15 protein-coding genes and 1 pseudogene are annotated in these 17132 nt (G+C 61.8%); 8 read left to right on the plus strand and 8 right to left on the minus strand.

Annotated elements, in window-relative coordinates; genetic code table 11:
* Positions 1 to 33: 33 nt before the first annotated feature.
* Complete coding sequence (locus AC4PS7_RS24905) at positions 34 to 765, minus strand: DUF2076 domain-containing protein (RefSeq protein WP_021492958.1); 732 nt, start codon at positions 763 to 765, stop codon at positions 34 to 36.
* Positions 766 to 941: 176 nt separating this feature from the next.
* Between AC4PS7_RS24905 and AC4PS7_RS24910 the strand changes: the two genes are divergently transcribed.
* Both AC4PS7_RS24910 and AC4PS7_RS24915 read left to right on the plus strand, forming a co-directional pair.
* The gene (locus AC4PS7_RS24910; protein ID WP_010206746.1) at positions 942 to 1601 is read left to right on the plus strand and encodes a YciC family protein; all 660 of its coding nucleotides are present in this window, start codon (positions 942 to 944) and stop codon (positions 1599 to 1601) included.
* Positions 1602 to 1641: 40 nt separating this feature from the next.
* Positions 1642 to 2730 carry an endonuclease/exonuclease/phosphatase family protein gene (locus AC4PS7_RS24915; protein WP_021492960.1) on the plus strand — a complete coding sequence of 363 codons (1089 nt, stop codon included), beginning with the start codon at positions 1642 to 1644 and terminating at the stop codon, positions 2728 to 2730.
* Positions 2731 to 2748: 18 nt separating this feature from the next.
* Here the strand turns inward: AC4PS7_RS24915 and AC4PS7_RS24920 are convergent.
* Positions 2749 to 3393: pseudogene (locus AC4PS7_RS24920) on the minus strand (hydroxypyruvate isomerase family protein); the annotation flags it as partial.
* Here AC4PS7_RS24920 and AC4PS7_RS24925 point away from each other — a divergent pair.
* Both AC4PS7_RS24925 and AC4PS7_RS24930 read left to right on the plus strand, forming a co-directional pair.
* Entirely contained in the window at positions 3349 to 3633 is a 285-nt protein-coding gene (locus tag AC4PS7_RS24925; RefSeq protein ID WP_233094773.1) for a hypothetical protein, read from the plus strand. The pseudogene AC4PS7_RS24920 and the gene AC4PS7_RS24925 overlap by 45 nt on opposite strands.
* Positions 3630 to 3920: a hypothetical protein gene (locus tag AC4PS7_RS24930; protein WP_233094772.1), complete on the plus strand. Its 291-nt coding sequence runs from the start codon at positions 3630 to 3632 to the stop codon at positions 3918 to 3920. The genes AC4PS7_RS24925 and AC4PS7_RS24930 overlap by 4 nt, the downstream gene beginning before the upstream one ends.
* Positions 3921 to 4005: 85 nt before the next feature.
* Here the strand turns inward: AC4PS7_RS24930 and hrpB are convergent, their stop codons facing one another.
* A complete protein-coding gene (gene hrpB / locus AC4PS7_RS24935; protein ID WP_492179814.1) occupies positions 4006 to 6516 on the minus strand; it encodes an ATP-dependent helicase HrpB in 2511 nt (836 codons plus the stop codon).
* Between the two features lie 249 nt (positions 6517 to 6765).
* On the opposite strand from hrpB, the gene AC4PS7_RS24940 reads away from it, so the two are divergent.
* Positions 6766 to 7185 carry a hypothetical protein gene (locus AC4PS7_RS24940; RefSeq protein WP_010206751.1) on the plus strand — a complete coding sequence of 140 codons (420 nt, stop codon included), beginning with the start codon at positions 6766 to 6768 and terminating at the stop codon, positions 7183 to 7185.
* Between the two features lie 15 nt (positions 7186 to 7200).
* On the plus strand, positions 7201 to 8094 hold the full coding sequence (locus tag AC4PS7_RS24945) for a cation diffusion facilitator family transporter (protein ID WP_010206752.1): 894 nt from the start codon (positions 7201 to 7203) through the stop codon (positions 8092 to 8094).
* Here the strand turns inward: AC4PS7_RS24945 and AC4PS7_RS24950 are convergent.
* Entirely contained in the window at positions 8091 to 9137 is a 1047-nt protein-coding gene (locus tag AC4PS7_RS24950) for a DUF6515 family protein (RefSeq protein ID WP_045791594.1), read from the minus strand. The genes AC4PS7_RS24945 and AC4PS7_RS24950 overlap by 4 nt on opposite strands.
* Before the next feature lie 398 nt (positions 9138 to 9535).
* Between AC4PS7_RS24950 and AC4PS7_RS24955 the strand changes: the two genes are divergently transcribed.
* Together AC4PS7_RS24955 and AC4PS7_RS24960 are read left to right on the plus strand one after the other, a co-directional pair.
* Positions 9536 to 10015, plus strand: a complete 480-nt coding sequence (locus AC4PS7_RS24955) for an Lrp/AsnC family transcriptional regulator (RefSeq protein WP_003194418.1) — start codon at positions 9536 to 9538, stop codon at positions 10013 to 10015.
* A gap of 202 nt (positions 10016 to 10217) precedes the next feature.
* The gene (locus AC4PS7_RS24960; protein ID WP_025858220.1) at positions 10218 to 10427 is read left to right on the plus strand and encodes a DUF2788 domain-containing protein; all 210 of its coding nucleotides are present in this window, start codon (positions 10218 to 10220) and stop codon (positions 10425 to 10427) included.
* Here AC4PS7_RS24960 and AC4PS7_RS24965 read toward each other — a convergent pair.
* From AC4PS7_RS24965 to AC4PS7_RS24980, 4 genes are all read right to left on the minus strand, one after another.
* Positions 10422 to 11057, minus strand: a complete 636-nt coding sequence (locus AC4PS7_RS24965) for a pseudouridine synthase (protein ID WP_241912289.1) — start codon at positions 11055 to 11057, stop codon at positions 10422 to 10424. The genes AC4PS7_RS24960 and AC4PS7_RS24965 overlap by 6 nt on opposite strands.
* 71 nt (positions 11058 to 11128) lie before the next feature.
* Positions 11129 to 12601: an AMP nucleosidase gene (amn, locus tag AC4PS7_RS24970; protein ID WP_162098509.1), complete on the minus strand. Its 1473-nt coding sequence runs from the start codon at positions 12599 to 12601 to the stop codon at positions 11129 to 11131.
* A 120-nt stretch (positions 12602 to 12721) separates the two neighbouring features.
* Entirely contained in the window at positions 12722 to 14374 is a 1653-nt protein-coding gene (locus tag AC4PS7_RS24975; RefSeq protein WP_187517160.1) for an acyl-CoA dehydrogenase family protein, read from the minus strand.
* A 100-nt stretch (positions 14375 to 14474) separates the two neighbouring features.
* The gene (locus AC4PS7_RS24980; protein WP_044287936.1) at positions 14475 to 16865 is read right to left on the minus strand and encodes a hybrid sensor histidine kinase/response regulator; all 2391 of its coding nucleotides are present in this window, start codon (positions 16863 to 16865) and stop codon (positions 14475 to 14477) included.
* Positions 16866 to 17132: the final 267 nt, after the last annotated feature.

Genomic DNA, 17132 nt, shown 5'->3' on the forward strand with positions numbered 1-17132 from the left:
ACCGGGGCGACGCTCGCCCCGGGCCAAGGTGAGTCAGACGAAGGAATCATCGTCGCCAAAGGAGGAAGAGTCGTCGGAATAATCGCTGTCGGCAAAGCTGTCCGAATTGTTGCCACCCCAGCTGTCATTGCCGGCGTACTTCTGGTCGTCATTGCCCCAGCCGCCTTGATCACTGGCCGGTGCCGGTTGCTCGATGATTTCCTCCACCACCTGCGGTTGCTGGTTGTGATGGAACAGGCTGCTGATGCCTTCGGCCAGCAACACACCACCGGCCACGCCGGCGGCGGTCTTCATCGCGCCGCCAAGAAAACCGCTGCCCACCGGAGCGGCTGGAGCAGGTTGTTGATAGTTCTGCTGCGGCGCAGGCTGGCTGAACCCTGGCCGCGCCGGTTCGCGCCAGCCGCCACCGGAAGACGCCGGCGCGCTTTGGGCCGGTTGCGGCTCACGGGAACCGCCACCACCAAAGATGCTCGACAGGAATCCGCCGCTGCTCGCCGGGGCTGGCTGCGCGGACTTGGCCCGTTGCAGCTCGTCCTGCAATTGCTGGATCTGTTGCGCTTGCTGCTTATTCTGCGCGTCGAGGCTCTTGAGCGCATGTTCCTGCACCAGGATCGACTGGGTCATGTAGTACCCGGCCGCCGGTTGGCGCGTCATGTGTTCCTTGATCCGCGCTTCGGCCTGGGCGTCGCGGGGGGCTGAGTCCGTTTCGGCTTGTTGCAACCGTGAAAACAGTCCATCGATCAGGGTTTGCTCTTCGCTGTTCATGGCGACCTCGTTAGATTGCCGGTAAAAATCGTGGTCTCGCCTTTATTCAGGCGCCGACCTAGTTATGGGGATGTTACGAGTTGTTTCAATGGTCTTTACTCAAGGTTTACGTTTGCTTACCTCCGGTAATGATCGGTTAAAGTGTTGCCCTTGCTTTCAGGCCTGCGATGAACTTGATGAATCCGTTAGACGTGCTGCGCGACTCCTTCCGTTTCACCCAACGCAACCTGGGCGCCATCGTCCAGCTGTGTCTGCCATTGGTGATTTTCGAAGCCCTGCTGCAACAGGTGCTCAACCATGTCGTCGGCCCGGATGCGTTTCCCGGCTACAGCGTGGTGGTGGGGTTGCTGGTGTACCCGCTGTACACCGGCGCATTGATCCTGTTTCTGGATGCTCGCACCCGTGGCGAGTCGCCGGGCACTAAAGATGTCTGGGCCATGGCCCTTACTCTGTGGCCGCGCTTTGCCCTGCTGACCGCGATGAGCACGCTGCTGATTCTGCTGGGGCTGTCGCTGTATTTCCTGCCGGGGCTGTGGCTGATGGTGGTGCTGGCATTTGCCGAATACCTGCTGGTGCTGCGTGGCATGCCGGCGTTGGAGGCGATGAAGGAAAGTTTCCGTCTGAGCCGTGGGCATTTCTGGCTGATCCTGGTGTGCCTGCTGTGCGTGATGACGCCACTGTGGTTGCTCAAAGGCGCCAGCGTTGCGGCCTATCCAACGCCTGCGCCGCTGCTGGGGCTGCTACTGGACAGCGCCCACAGCTTTCTGCAGCTGTTTACCAGCGTGGTGCTGTTCCGTTTATTCATGTTGATCGGTGGCGATGCCGACGCGCGGTGATATGCTCCGTGCCACCTCTGAAACGCTATAAGCCGAGCCAATGACCCGTTTATTGCGCATCACCTTGCTGGGCCTGCTGATCATCGCAGGCCTGCTGACCGCCCTGATCTACAGCCTGACCTGGCGCCCCGAGGCGAAGGAAACCCTGCCGGTGAGCTGCGTCGCGCCGCGTGCGCCCACGCTGTTGCCGGGGCAAGCGCTCAAGGTCATGACCTGGAACGTGCAATACCTGGCCGGCAAAAATTATGTGTTCTGGTACGACACCTTCGACGGCAGCGGCCCCGACGACCGCCCCACCGTAGAAGACATGGCCGCCAGCCTCGACGAAGTGGCGCGGGTCATCCGCGACGAACAGCCCGACATCCTGCTGCTGCAGGAGCTCGACGAAAACGCCAAGCCGTCCCACTACCAGGACCAACTGGCCCTGCTGCAAGAGCGCCTGGTCGATCTCTACCCGTGCAGCGCCCAGGCCTTCGACTGGAAAGCCGACTTCGTGCCAAACCTGCACATCTTCGGCAGCGTGGGCCGCAAACTGGCGACCCTCAGCCGTTACCAGATCGAACACGCCGAACGCCTGCAGCTGCCGGCGCCCGAGGCCAACATCCTGAGTCGCCAGTTTCAACCCAAGCCTGCCTTGCTGTTGACCTACCTGCCCCTGAGCGACGGCGGACAACTCGCGGTGCTCAACACTCGCATGGACGGTGATGCCCCTGGCCGCAGCGCGGTGATGGAGCAGGTCCAGACCACGGTCAAATTGCTGGATAAATTTGAAGGCCGTGGCACGCCCTGGCTGATCGGTGGGGACTTCAACCTGCTGCCACTGGGCCAATTCCTTCGCCTGGACGCCACCAAACGCGGGCAATATTCGCCGGACAGCGAGCTGCATCTGCTGTGGGACAAATACCCGATGATCCCGAGCAACAGCCAATCCAGCGGGATTGATCGTGAGAAATGGCTGACGAATTTCCCCAACGACCCGAGCGTGGACGGGCCGGACCGTACGCTGGATTACCTGTTCTACAGCCCGCGGATCAAACGGGTGGAGGCCAAGGTGCGCCAGGAGGATACGTTACGTATTTCCAACCACCTGCCGGTGATCGCCCGCTTCCTGCTGCCTGCCGCACAATAGCCCCTAGGGTTTCAACACCTAGGCCCGCAGCGGCTTAAGCCACTCAAGGCTTTCAACCGTGGTGCCGGATGGGCGGTATTCACAGCCGATCCATCCTCGGTAGCCACGCTGCTCAAGCGCCGCGAACAACGCGGCAAAGTCCATGGTTCCGGTGCCCGGCTCATGACGCCCCGGGTTGTCGGCGATTTGTACATGGACGGTCCTGTCGTAAAACTGCGCCAACACCCCGGCTGCGTCGCCGGTCAAAAGCTGGGCATGGTAAAGATCCAGAATCAGCCCGACACTCGTAAAGGTTTCCAGCACCTGTTGCGCCTTGCTGAAGTCAGACATGTAATAGCCTGGCATCGCCTGCGGGCAGATCACTTCAATAAGCGCGCGCAAACCCTGATCTTCGAGGTACTTGACCGCGTATTCCAGGTTACTTACGTAGGCAGGCGCGCTCTCATCCTGGGGTGTGGTCACGCCAGACATGATGTGCACATCCGAGCAGTTCAGCGCCTTCGCATAGCGGGCCGCCTCGCGCAGCCCATCGCGAAATTCCTGCTCCTTGCCCTGCAAGGCAGCGATGCCTTTGGTAACACCTGCCGGCGCTGCGAACTGAATCAACGGCAGGTTGTATTGAGCCAGGTGATCGGCGAGCAGGCTGGCGTCAAATTCATAGGGATGGTTGCCATGAACGAAAGGACGTTGGGTAGTGCAGCGGGAGTCTCAAACCTCCTGTTCGGGGTGTACAACACAGTGGTTGCCCTGCTTGGCGAAAATTTAAGAATTCGCTACCGGTATGACAGCACTGCGTTTATTCCTGAATGGGCCAACGCGGCGTTTAAATACATCCAGACCCACTACTCCACCAACGAGCGTTACATTGCCCCTGTCAGCCTTGAGCCAGGGACATTCTGGTGATGGATAACCTGCGGGTCCTGCATGCCCGGCATAAATTCATCGATGGCAACCAACAGGGTAAAGTAAGAAGGCTGTGGATCGCTGATGACGCGAGCACCACATTCAAGAACATCCTGGATCAATCCCCGGTGCGCAGGGCCATGCTGCCCTTTCAGAACTACAATATTGCCCAGTCTGAAACCGCCGGGCATTCGTTCATCGAGTACACCTGCGGCATCCGCGCCCAATCGAGCACATCGTTGCCAAACGCGCATAAGCAATTTGACAGGGCGCTTGAAGCGCTTTAAGCCCTTCAAGACAACCTCCTTGCTCTGATTCAACGCGTTCAGGTAACCCCCCAGTCATCAAAACGACTGGGGGAGTTACTTACATTCAAGGCTTTCTGGGTTTGATTCGGGCCGTCGCTTCGGCCACCAACGGGTCATCCGGCCAGTAGTGCTTGGGGTAGCGCCCTTTCAAATCCTTCTTCACCTCGGCATAGGTACTGCGCCAGAAGTTCGCCAGGTCTTGCGTGACCTGCACCGGCCGCCGCGCCGGGGACAACAGGTGCAACTTCACGGCCAGGCGCCCGCTGGCAATGCGCGGGGTGTCGGCCAGCCCGAACAATTCCTGCAAGCGCACCGCCAGGATCGGCGGCTGTTCGCTGTAGTCCAAACGCACCGATGAGCCCGACGGCACTTTCACATGCTGTGGCGCCAGTTCGTCCAAACGTTGGGGCAGTGGCCAGGGCAGCAGGTTGTGCAGGAAGCTGGAGATATCCAGGTTGGCGAAATGGCTCAGACGCGAGACTTTGCCCAGGTAGGGCATCAGCCAGTGTTCAAGGCTGGCGAGCAACGCCTTGTCACTGAGGTCGGGCCATTCGCTGGTTTTGCCGGCGTCGAGTTGGCGCAACAACATGACCCGAGCCTGCCATTGCCGCAGTTCTGGCGTCCACGGCAGCAGTTCCAGGCCTTTGCGGCGTACCAGGTTGACCAGCGCCTGGCTGCGGGCGGATTCGTCGAGGCCAGTCAGCGGTTCGCGGCTGAGCACCAGTTCGCCGACTTTGCGTTGGCGTTCGGCGCGCAGTACGCCTTCGCGTTCGTCCCAATCGAGTTGGTCGACGTTGCGCACTTGCTCGGCCAGCACCGTGTCGAACAGCGCCGGGTCGAAATCCGCCGCCAAGTAGATACGTTCTTCACGCTGGCCCTGGCGGCTACCCAGGTCGGCGATCACCAGCCAAGCCTGTTTCATCAGGCTGTCAGCCTCCGCGAACAGCGCGGCGCGGCCGTTGGCCAGGCGGTACTCGGCACCGCCGGGGCGACGCTGCTGGGCGACGCGATCCGGGTAGGCCAGTGCCAGCAAGGCACCGAGCCAGCGTGGGTGATCGGGGTCGGCAACGGGTTGTGTGGCCTGGCCTCTTAGGTAGCCACGGTATTGTCGCGCCAGTTGCTTGGCCCGCTGTATACCGCCTTGAGTGCCGCGTGCACGCTCTTCGCCGGACAACAGCGCCAATCGACTGTGCAAATCCGCACCGCCACCGCGCAAGATGTCGCGCTCTCCCAGCAGGGCCGCCACATCGCATGCCGTCGCCGCCAACCCAAGAGCCTGCCCGCGCAGCAGCAGATGGGCGATACGCGGATGGGCCGGCAACTCGGCCATCTTCTGCCCGTAAGCGGTGAGTTTTTCTTCATCCAACGCACCGAGGCGCCCCAGCAGATCCTGGGCCTGGGCATACGCCGCCGTCGGCGGCACATCCAGCCAGACCAACTGAGTGGGCGTGACGCCCCAGCGCGCCAGTTGCAAAGCCAGGCCGGCCAGGTCGGCGGCGAGGATTTCCGCACTGCCGTAGGCGGCCAGGCCTTCGTGTTGGTCTTCGGACCACAGGCGATAACACACGCCCGGCTCCAGGCGCCCTGCTCGACCGGCGCGCTGGGTGGCGCTGGCGCGGGAAATGCGCTGGGTATCGAGGCGGGTCATGCCGCTTCCGGGGTCGAAACGCGGCACCCGCGCCAACCCGGCGTCGATCACGACGCGCACGCCGTTGATGGTGAGGCTGGTCTCGGCAATGTTGGTCGCCAGCACGACCTTGCGTTTGCCGACGGGCGCCGGGTCGATGGCGGCGCGTTGAGCGTTGAGGTCCAGTTCGCCATGCAGCGGGCACAACACCACATCCGCGCGCTCGCCGAGGGCGTCAGCCAGTTGCTGGTTGACCCGGCGAATCTCCGCCTGCCCCGGCAGGAACACCAGCACGCTGCCGGTTTCGTCTTGCAGGGCGTCGAGGACAGTCTGCACCACACGCGGTTCGATGAATTCACCGGGTTGGTAGGGGCGGCCCCAGCGCATCTGCACCGGGAACATGCGCCCTTCGCTGCGCAGTATTGGCGCGTTGTCCAGCAGCCCGGCCAGGCGTTCGCCTTCGAGGGTGGCAGACATCAACAGGATTTTCAGCGGTTGATCATCGCGAAAGAGTTCGCGGCCGTTCAGGCTCAAGGCCAGCGCCAGGTCGGCGTCGAGGCTGCGCTCGTGAAACTCATCGAAGATCAGCAGGCCCACGCCGTCCAGCGCCGGATCGTCCTGCAGGCGGCGGGTGAGGATGCCTTCGGTGACCACTTCGATGCGCGTATTCGGGCCGACCTTGCTGTCCAGACGAATGCGATAGCCGACGGTTTCACCGACTTTTTCACCCAACTCGCTGGCCAGACGCTCGGCCGCCGCGCGGGCTGCGAGACGACGGGGTTCGAGCATCAGGATGGTCTGCCCGGCCAGCCAGGGCTCGTTCAACAAGGCCAAGGGCACGCGGGTAGTTTTACCGGCGCCGGGGGGCGCTTCCAGCACGGCTTCATGGCGATTCGCCAAGGCGTCACGCAGTGCGGGTAAAACTTCATCAATCGGCAACGAATTCATACTGGCTCCAAAGCAGAGCGGCGAGTATAACGGCGAACTGCCGGATGCCGACGCTGGTCTGAAAAACACCACCAGCTGCGCCTGGCTACGAATCAAAGGTGGGAGCTGGCTCGCCTGCGATACTGACAACTCGGTCTTTCAAATAAGCCGAGGGGGTGCCATCGCAGGCAAGTCAGCCCCCACATTAGAGCGGTGTTGCTCGGCAGTATTGTCATATAGTCCCGTATCAATCGTGTTCAGGAGAATGTTATGCGTATCGCTTCCCGTGTCATTGGCGGTGTTCTCGCCGTCACCCTGCTGAGCCAATTGACGGCCTGCGGTTCGATCTTCTACCCGGACCGCCGTGGCCAGATCGACGGCAAGATCGACCCGACCATTGCCGTGCTCGATGCAGTGGGCCTGCTGTTCTATGTGATCCCCGGCCTGATCGCGTTCGGCGTGGACTTCGCCACTGGCGCTATCTACTTCGAACCGGGCAAGACCGCCCAGGTCGATCCGCAAAAACTCCACGAAGCCATTGGCGCCGACGGCAAGGTCGACAACGCCAAGCTGCAAAGCATCATCCAGAAAGAAACCGGCCGCAGCCTGCCGCTGGACGACCCGCGAATGATCCAGTTCAAGGGCAGCGTACAACAGCTCGCCAGCCTGGGCCTGCAACCCGCTGCCTAAGGATTCGACCCGCCTATGACCAGCAGTCCCGAACACGCCAGGCTCTTGCGCCTGGCCACTCGCGCTTCGGTGGGTGTGGCCTGTGCGTTGATTATCACCAAGTCCATCGCCTGGTGGTTCAGCGGCTCGGTGAGCATGCTCGCCGGGTTGACCGACTCGCTGCTGGACGGCGTGACCTCACTGCTGAACCTGCTCGCGGTGCATTACGCGCTGCGCCCGGCCGATGACGATCACCGTTATGGGCATGGCAAGGCCGAGTCGCTGGCAGGCATGGCACAGGCGCTGTTTATCGGCGGCAGTGCGGTGTTGATCGCGCTCCAGGCCTACGAGCGCTTGCAACACCCGGAACCTGTGGGCGCGCCGTGGTTGAGCATTGGTGTGATCGTGTTTTCCCTGGTGCTGACAGTAGCCTTATTGATGCTGCAGCACCGGGTGATCCGTGAAACCGGCTCCAACGCCGTGCGCGCGGACTCACTGCACTACCGCTCGGACCTGATGCTCAACGGCAGCATCCTGGTGGCGCTGGTGGTGGCAGGTTTTGGCTACCATCAGGTGGACGCTTGGTTCGGCCTGGGGATTGCCGCCTACATCTTGTGGAGCGCGATCCAGATCGCCCGGGAAAGCTTCGCGGTGTTGATGGATGAGGAACTGCCGCCGGACGTCAGCCAGCACATGCTGGAACTGGCCCGCGGCGTACCGGGCGTATTGGGTGCACATGATTTGCGCACGCGGATTTCCGGCAGCCATTGGTTTGTGCAGCTGCACCTGGAATTGCCGGGGGAATTGACGCTGTCAGTGGCCCATGGCATCAGCGACCAGGCCGCCGATGCCATTCACAAGGCTTACCCGCGTGCCGAAGTACTGGTGCACGCCGACCCGCGGGAAGTGGTCACGGGCAATAAAACCTAGTACTGCACCTGATAACCACGGCTGCTCAGGCAGTTGCCCTGGGCCTGGCGGTAGGTTTGCACCACCGCAGGGTCGGGGGCGTAGGTGACTTGCTGCGGGTCGAAGCCGCTCTGCTGAACGGCCCAGCGATAACAGTCATAACCGTCCTGTTGTACCTGCGCCGGTGACTGGCCGTTGGCCGGATACGCCACCACGTCATAGCCATTGCCTTGCGGCGCGGGCTGCGGTGCAGGCACGGCGGCTGGCGGTTGCACCACCACATACTGCTGGGAGCTGCTTTCGTAGGTGTAATAGGCGCCAGCGGCGAGGAAGAACAGCGCGCCGCCCACCCACACTTCACGGGCGTAGTCCGGCAGGTAATGCACGCGGATGCCGTAAGGCGGCGTCACCACCACATAGCGCGGGCCTTGTGGACGGTACCAATAGCCACCGGAGTAGAAGTAATCCTGGCCACGGTAAGGCACGCGGTAATTGCGGTCGGGGAAGCGGTCGATCACGTAGCCGGGGCGATGTTGCGGGCCTGGGCCCCAGCCGTTGCCATGGCCGTCGGGACGACCGGGCCAGCGGTTGTCGCCGGGACGCGAGCCCGGGCCGCCGGCTTCCCAGTGCGGGTTGCCGTCATTGCGTCGAGGGATGTCGCGGTAGTAGCCCTGGCGCGGTTCCTGGGTCTGGCGCACGGTGTCGGGGCGACTCTGGATCGGCAGGTTATTCGAGGGTTGTGGTTGTGGCTGCGGCCGCCCCTGCTCGTTACCTTGGGGGTGCCCCTGCCATTGGCCGCCACTGTTCTGGCCACCTCGATCAAAATGCTGATTCTGCGGGCGTGGCTGATTGTTTTCCGGCCGAGGCTGGTTGTTCTGTGGACGCGAGGGGTTATTCTGCGGGCGCGGCTGTTCATTCCCCCCTGGCCGTCCGCCCTCCGGCCCTCTTTCGTGCTGTCCACCGCCGTCACCGCGCGGCCCGTTGTCACGCTCCTCGGCCACTGCCTGGGCGCCAACGGTGACCATCAGCAAACCTACACCTGCCATACGCCAGATGCGCTTCATGCTATTCCTCACTGCGGATTAGGGCCTGTCCATGAGACTGGAAAAGCCAGGCCCGGTTCGCGGACAGGTTATCAGCAGGCAAAAGAAAAGGGGTGACCCGTCGGCCACCCCTTGAGAATTTCGTCCTGGCTCAACGCTTTTGGCGTTGGCTCACCTCACGCCGTCTTGTGGACAGTGTGCAGCCTGGAGGCCGGCTCAACCCTGCTGGGGTGGCGGCCGCAGCGGGCCTGATTGGGCTCGCTGCAAGTGGACTGTTGTCCAGGCGGTGATTCTGTTGATAAAGATACCCGTCAACGCCCGGCAGATGATTGCGAAGATTGCGTCAATAAACAGTGCTTGCGCAATTTTTAACCCTTCATGGATAATTCGCCGCAATAGTTACGACAAAGGCTAACCCAATGAGCAAGCTTGACCGATACGACCTGAGTATTTTGGCGGAATTGCAACGTGATGCGAGGATCTCCAACCAGGAGTTGGCCGAACGCATCGGCTTGTCGCCGTCGCCGTGCTCGCGCCGGGTCAAGCAGTTGGAAGACGATGGCTACATCGCTCGCCAGGTCGCGTTACTCGACCGCAAGATGCTCGGCCTGAGCCTCACCGCCTATGTGCTGATCGGCATGGACCGCCACACCCCGGAGCGTTTCGAGAACTTTGAAGCGGCGATCCGCACCCTGCCCCAAGTGCTGGAATGCAGTTTGGTCACCGGGATGGATGCGGACTATCAGTTGAAAGTGGTGGTGCCGGACATGGATCACTACCAGAAGTTGCTGCTGGGGCATCTGACCCGCATTGAAGGTGTGACCAGTGTGCGGTCAAGCTTTGTGCTGAACCAGGTGCTTAACAGCACCGAATTGCCGCTGACGCACCTGCGCACCTGATTTCAAGAACACTGTAGATCCCCTGTGGGAGCGGGCTTGCTCGCGAATGCGGTCTGTCAGTTGATGAATAGGTGACTGACCCACCGCATTCGCGAGCAAACCCGCTCTCACAGTTGGACGCACTTCGATCCAGGTCAATGTTGCGTCTGTAACGCTGCCGTATACTGCCCGCCTGCCCTGCTGGAACGCCCTAATGAACAACATCGACCCCGCCCTGTTTGAAGAATGGATGATGACCGGTCTGGTCACCCTGCTGATCATTTTCATGGGCTTTATCGTCTGGGACCTGGCGAAGAAGTCCAAGGCCGGGCGCTTTGGCTCTTTCATCCTGTTCTTCGTCTTGGGCCTGGGCGTGGCCGCGTTCATCATCAAGAGCGTGGTGATCGGCCTGATCGAGTCCGGCGCCTTATAAGCGCGCCGGCACTTCCTTCCACTGGCCTTGATCCAGGCCGTCGATCGTCCAATCGCCAATGCGCACGCGCACTAGGCGCAAGGTGGGCAACCCCACGGCGGCGGTCATGCGCCGTACCTGGCGGTTACGTCCCTCGCGAATCACCAATTCAAGCCAGTAAGTCGGTATGTTTTTGCGAAAGCGCACAGGCGGGTTGCGCGGCCATAACTGGGGCTCATCCAACTGCCGCGCTTGGGCAGGCAACGTCTTGCCGTCATTCAACTCGACACCATCGCGCAGGCGTTGCAGTTGCTCTTCCGTCGGTTCGCCTTCCACCTGCACCCAGTAGGTTTTCGCCAGCTTGTGCTTGGGGTCGGCAATGCGCGCCTGCAACTGGCCATCGTTGGTCAGCAGCAACAGGCCTTCGCTGTCACGGTCCAGGCGGCCCGCCGGATAGATGCCGGGGATGGCGATGAAATCCTTGAGGGTCGCACGCCCGCCTTCGTCGCTGAACTGGGTCAGTACGTCAAAGGGTTTATTGAACAGGATCAATTTCGGCTCGGCCGGTAGCGCCTTGGCGACACGCCGCGCTGCGGAATACGGAGGTTTCACGCCGGGGCGGCGAGAATCGGGACGGGTGGGACGCGACATGGCAAAGGAACATCTAACGGTCAGGACCGACAATGCTAGTGGCCTGACCGTTAAATGACCATCCCAACCGCTTAGCGGAATGGCGGCTCGTCGAAGCTGCGCAGTTTGCGCGAGTGCAGCGAGTTGAGTTCGGTGCGCAGCAAATCCACCGCCTCGATGCCGATCTTCAAGTGCTGGCTCACCGCGCGCTCATAGAAGGCGTTGGCTGAACCTGGCAGCTTGATTTCGCTGTGCAGCGGCTTGTCCGATACGCACAGCAAAGTGCCGTATGGCACCCGCAGGCGATAACCCTGGGCGGCGATGGTGCCACTTTCCATGTCCACGGCCACGGCGCGGGACAGGTTGATCAGCGGCCGTTCCTGAGCCCAGCGCAGTTCCCAGTTGCGGTCGTCGTAGGTCAGCACGGTGCCCGTGCGCAGGCGTTTTTTCAGCTCTTCACCCTTTTCGCCGGTGACGTTGGCCGCCGCTTGCTGCAAGGCCATCTGTACTTCGGCCAGGGCCGGGATCGGGATGTTCGGCGGCACTACGCGGTCGAGAATCCCGTCGCGGCGCATGTAAGCGTGGGCCAGCACGTAATCGCCAATGGTCTGGGATTGGCGCAAGCCGCCGCAGTGGCCGATCATCAGCCAGCAATGTGGGCGCAGCACAGCCAGGTGGTCGGTGATGTTCTTCGCGTTGGAAGGGCCAACGCCAATGTTCACCAGGGTCACGCCGTGGCCGTCGGCCGCCTGCAGGTGGTAGGCCGGCATCTGGTAGCGGTGCCACACCACGCCTGCGGCAATGGCGGAGGCTTCGCCGTGGTCCATGCTCTTGTCGATCACCACGTTGCCCGGCAACACCATGCGGATAAAACGCGGATCGCTGCGCAGTTGCTCCAGACCATGCAGGATGAACTGGTCGACATAACGGTGGTAGTTGGTCAGCAGGATCCACGGCTGCACATGGCGCCAGTCGCTGCCGGTGTAGTGCACCAGGCGGCGCAGGGAAAAGTCCACGCGTGCCGCATCGAACAGCGCCAGAGGGAGCGGATCGGTGTTTTCCCAGTCATACAGGCCATCGGCGATGCCGTCGGTGGCGGCCGACAGGTCGGTGCTCGGGAATACGCGAGCCAGGGTCGCCGCGGTCACGCCGGAGCCAGCCAGTTCATCGCCCTGCTCCACCACGTAGGGATACGGGATATTCTGCTGGCTGACACCGACTTCCACCGTCACGGTGAAGTCATGCATCAGCGGCACCAGTTGCTCCAGCAGGTATTTACGGAACGCCGCAGGATGGGTGACGGTAACGCTGTAGGTCCCCGGCAGCTGAACCTTGGCATACGCCCGGGTGGTCTGTGGGACTTCGCCGTGGCAGTGGTAGGTCAGGCGCAGTTCCGGATAGCGAAACAGCGCACGTTGTTCGGCGTCGGGCTCGACGCGGTCCTTGAGGTATTGCTTGAGGGCCTGATTGAGCGCACCGGTGGCACGCTCATGCAGGGCCGCCAGCCGATCCACGGCTTCTTCGGCGGTTTGAACGACAACAAAAGCTTCGGTCACGGTAAGCATCCTGTGTTCTGACGTGCAGGCCTTTATCTTGCCCTTATCTCAGCTGGAATGCGATCAATGTGGGAGCCGGGCTTGCCCGCGAGGGCGGTGGGTCAGCTCCCACATTTGGACCGTGCTCAGTCAGAGGGATTGCGGGGTTGAGCGAGCCACAATGGCCTCCACCGCCACACCGCGCGGCAAGGTGCCATACACCCGACCGGACGCTTCGCACAATCGACTGGCGATAAACCCATCGCTGACCGCCGCATTGCCGGCTTCCAGTAACAGCTTGGCCTGCAACGCCACTGCGATATCTTCGGTGAGTTGCCGAGCGCGGTACTGGATATCCTGGGTGTCCATGAACGCCGTTTTCAGCTGCTCGATATGCCGCGCCAGCAACCGGTCGCCATGCCCATCACCCAACTCGACAAACAGCGCTTCCAGTACGCCGGGTTCTTTCGACAATGCGCGCAGCACGTCCAGGCATTGCACGTTGCCGGAACCTTCCCACGTCGAATTCACCGGTGCCTCACGGTACAGGCGCGGCAGGATGCTGTCCTCGACATACCCGGCACCGCCCATGCACTCGGCGGCTTCGTTGATCATGGCCGGGGCACGCTTGCAGATCCAATACTTGCCCACCGCCGTCACCAGCCGGGCGAACTTGGCTTCCTGCTCATCCCCCAAATGGTCCAGCGCCCGGCCCATGCGCAGGCTCAAGGCCAGAGCGGACTCGCTTTCCAGCGCCAGGTCCGCCAACACATTTTGCATCAAGGGCTGTTCGCTGAGTACACGGCCGCCCACCGAACGATGGGCACAATGATGGCTGGCCTGGGTCAGCGCCTGGCGCATCAACGCGCTGGAGCCGACCATGCAATCGAAGCGGGTCATGGCGACCATCTCGATGATGGTCGGCACGCCACGACCTTCTTCGCCAATCATCCAGGCCAGGGCACCACGGAACTCCACCTCGCTGGAGGCGTTGGAGCAGTTGCCGAGCTTGTTTTTCAGGCGCTGGATGTAGAACTCGTTGCGCGTGTCATCTGGGCGGTGCCGGGGCAGCAGGAAACAGCTCAGGCCCTTGTCGGTTTGCGCCAGCGTCAGGAAGGCATCGCACATCGGTGCCGAGCAGAACCACTTGTGGCCCACCAGTTCATAGGCTTGCCCCGGCCCACCGGCGCCCACGGGGTAAGCGCGGGTGGTGTTGGCGCGCACGTCGGTGCCGCCCTGCTTCTCGGTCATGGCCATGCCGAGCGTGGCGCCAGCCTTGTGGGCGATGCCGACATTGCGCGGGTCGTATTGGGTATTGAGGATTTTCGGCAGCCAGGTCTCGGCCAGGTCAGGTTGCAGGCGCAGGGCCGGTACGCAGGCGAACGTCATGGTCAGCGGGCAGCCGGTGCCGGCTTCGGCCTGGCTGTGCAGGTAGGTCATGGCGGCGCGGGCCACATGGGCGCCGGACTGCGGATGCGCCCAAGGCAGCGAAGGCAAACCGTGTTCGACGGCCGTGCGCATCAATTCGTGGTAAGCCGGGTGAAACTCCACCAGGTCGATGCGATGACCATAACGATCATGGCTGCTGAACACCGGTTTGTTTTGATTCGCCAGGAACCCGGCTTCCATCAGCGGCCCGCCGGCCAGCGCACCATAGGCATTGATGCGCGCTTGCGCCCAGCCGGCACCAAAGCGGCGCGACCATTCCTGCAGGGGCACATCGATACGGTACAGGTTGGTGCCGTCCAGGGACGGTGGCTGGTTGGTGACGTCGTGGGTTTCGGCAAACTGATGCAGGTTCATGACGGGCCTCCTGGAAAAAGGCCCATTTCGATCGAAGCTCGCTCCTGCACGGTGCCCGTCGATTGAGGCCGGTTTTTTCAGTTAAGCACTGCTACGACGCTTAAAAAAGTGGCATACCCGCCGAATACGCGGCGCTTTCACCCTCTGCCGGACACAACAACCGACGCTCCAACACCGCCTGCAAGGCCTCGAAACGCACAGGTTTGACCAGATGCTCAGAGACGCCGATGCCATGACAGCGCTCTCGCTCCGACACATTCAGCGACGTACTCAGGGCGATTACCGGCAACTCGCCGCAGCCCGGCAGTGCACGGATCTGACAGCACAACGAAAAACCACCTTCGGGAATATCCAACAGTACGGCGTCGAAATCCCCCGCTTGCAAAGCCGCCAACGCGTTCGGGCCCGTGTCCACGGTTTTTACCCGGTAACCGAGCTTGAGCAGCATGCCGCGCACGACCAATTGGCCGACGCTGTTGTCATCCACCAACAACACCGAACACTCCTGCGGCGCGCGTTGCCGATCCGGCGCTGGCTTGGAGTCTGACGCTACCGGGCTGACTTCCAGTTCCAGCTGGAAGCGACTGCCTTTGCGCGGTTCGGAATGATGGGTGAGACGCCCGCCCAGCAACTCGATCAGTTGCCGACAGATCGCCAAGCCGATACCCAGGCCGCCATACTCGCGGGTGGTGGAGCCATCCAGCTGGAAGAAACGCTGGTACAGGGTCGCCTCGTCGAGGAAAGCAAAGCCGATACCGGTGTCGGTGACGATAAAGCTCAAACGCAGACCGCCGTCACTCTGGGGCACACCCACCACACGCAGGCGCACCGAGCCTTCGTGGGTAAATTTGAAGGCGTTGTCCAGCAGGCAATCCAGGCTCTGCAGCAGTTTGTCGGCGTCACCCAGTACGCGGTCCGGCAACTCGTCCGCCACGTCGATGGAAAACGCCAGGCCTTTACTCTGGGCGTTGGCGGTGAATTGCTGGCGCAAGGTGTCGAGCGTACCGCGCAGGCTGAATACCTGGGGCTGGGCACTCAGGCGACCAGCCTGCAGCTCGGTGAGGGTGAGGATGCCGTTGACCATGCGCATCATGTCCCGCGCCGAACCGGCGGCGGTTTGATGGTATTGCGCCAGGTCCGCATCCAGGGGCACGGTCTGCATCAGTTCGAGGGAGCCGATCACGCCGTTCATGGGCGTTCGCAGTTCGTGGGTCAGGGTGGCGAGGAATTCATCCTTGAGCCGATTACTGCGGGCCAACTGCTGGTTGAGCACTTCGAGTTTCTGGCTGGCATCGAAGAGGATCTGCGCCTGTTGCTCGCGCATGGAATTGATGCGGTCGGCCAGAGCCAGGGACAGCAACGCCACTTCAATCGCCGAGCCGATCTGGCTGGCGTACATGGTCAGGAATACGTTGGGCAAGTAACCCAGCACCATCAACGTATTCACCACCCCGCCCAACAGGAACGCCGACCAGGCGATGATGAAATAGCGCGCCACCCGCTGCCCGCAGTACCAGGCCTTAATGGCGGCGACGAAGATGGTCACGGTAAACACCAGCGCCAAGCCGGTAGCCAGGCGCAGCGCCAGGGCGTAGCTGGTCATCAATGACAACAGCATCACCACACCGCCACAGGCCACCAGCGCCAGCAGCAGCCGGTTGATCCAGCGACTGTGCTGGGCCGTGTGCAAAAAGCTGCGCGCAAACAGGCTGCCAAACAACGCCGCCGAGCCAATCAGAAACGGCGTCGCGGCATTCGCCCACCAGGGGTTGTTCGGCCAGAAATACTCCACCGCCGCGCCGTTGACCGACAGCTGATACATGCCAAACGAGGCGATATAGAAGATGTAATAGAGGTAGCTGGTGTCGCGCACGCTGAGGTAGATGAACAAGTTGTAGACCAGCATCCCCAGCAGCACGCCATAGATCAGGCCCAGCACATACAGGCGCAGCGGCTGTTGCTCCAGGTAGGCGGTGCTGGACCAGAGCGTCAACGGCGCCTGGATCGAGCCTTCGCTTTGCAGGCGCAGGTAGACGGTCTTGGCCTCGCCCGGCGCGAAGTCGACCTTGAACAGGTAGTTGTTCTGGCGGATCTCACGCGCGGAAAACGGCAGCGCATCGCCCGTGCGCCCCGCCAGGCGATAGGTGCCGCTGCTGTCCGGCAAGTACAGGTCAAGATGGTCGAGCGGCGGGTAGGCCAGCTCCAGCAACCAGGTACGCTGCGCTTCGGCCTGAGTCGGCAGGTAGTGCAAATTGACCTTGAGCCAGAACACCGAGCGCGAGTAGCCGGCATTCAGGGTGTCTTTATCGTGGGGTTTGAACTGCGGGGTGGCGGAAGGCGCACTGACGTCCGCGATGGTGAGGGCATCGGTCGGGTCTTCGAGCACTTGAATGGCTCGGCCCAACGGCAGGCTTCGCGTGTTCTGGTTGAACTCGATGGCGTTGGCGAACAGCGGCAGCCCGCTCAACAAAAAAATCAGCAAATAGCGCATAGAGCCCCAGCGTGGCCTGTCCGGTCATGTCAAAAAAGCCCCCCATTCCTTTTGAGAAGACGTACACCGGCAATACAGTCAGTAGTTTGGATCCACTCTAGCATAGCTGCCAAAGGCCACTAGACACCATTGAAATAATTTTTTGAAAGGCTCTAGATCGATGCTTTCAGCGATTTTTGTCGTCTAAAAAACCGCCAAAAAAGCGTCACTGCAGTGACAAAATTCAGCCATCGCCAGACGGCCCCGCCAAAAGCGTTTGGTGGTAAG

It is taken from the genome of Pseudomonas sp. DW-iso3 (assembly GCF_058725305.1).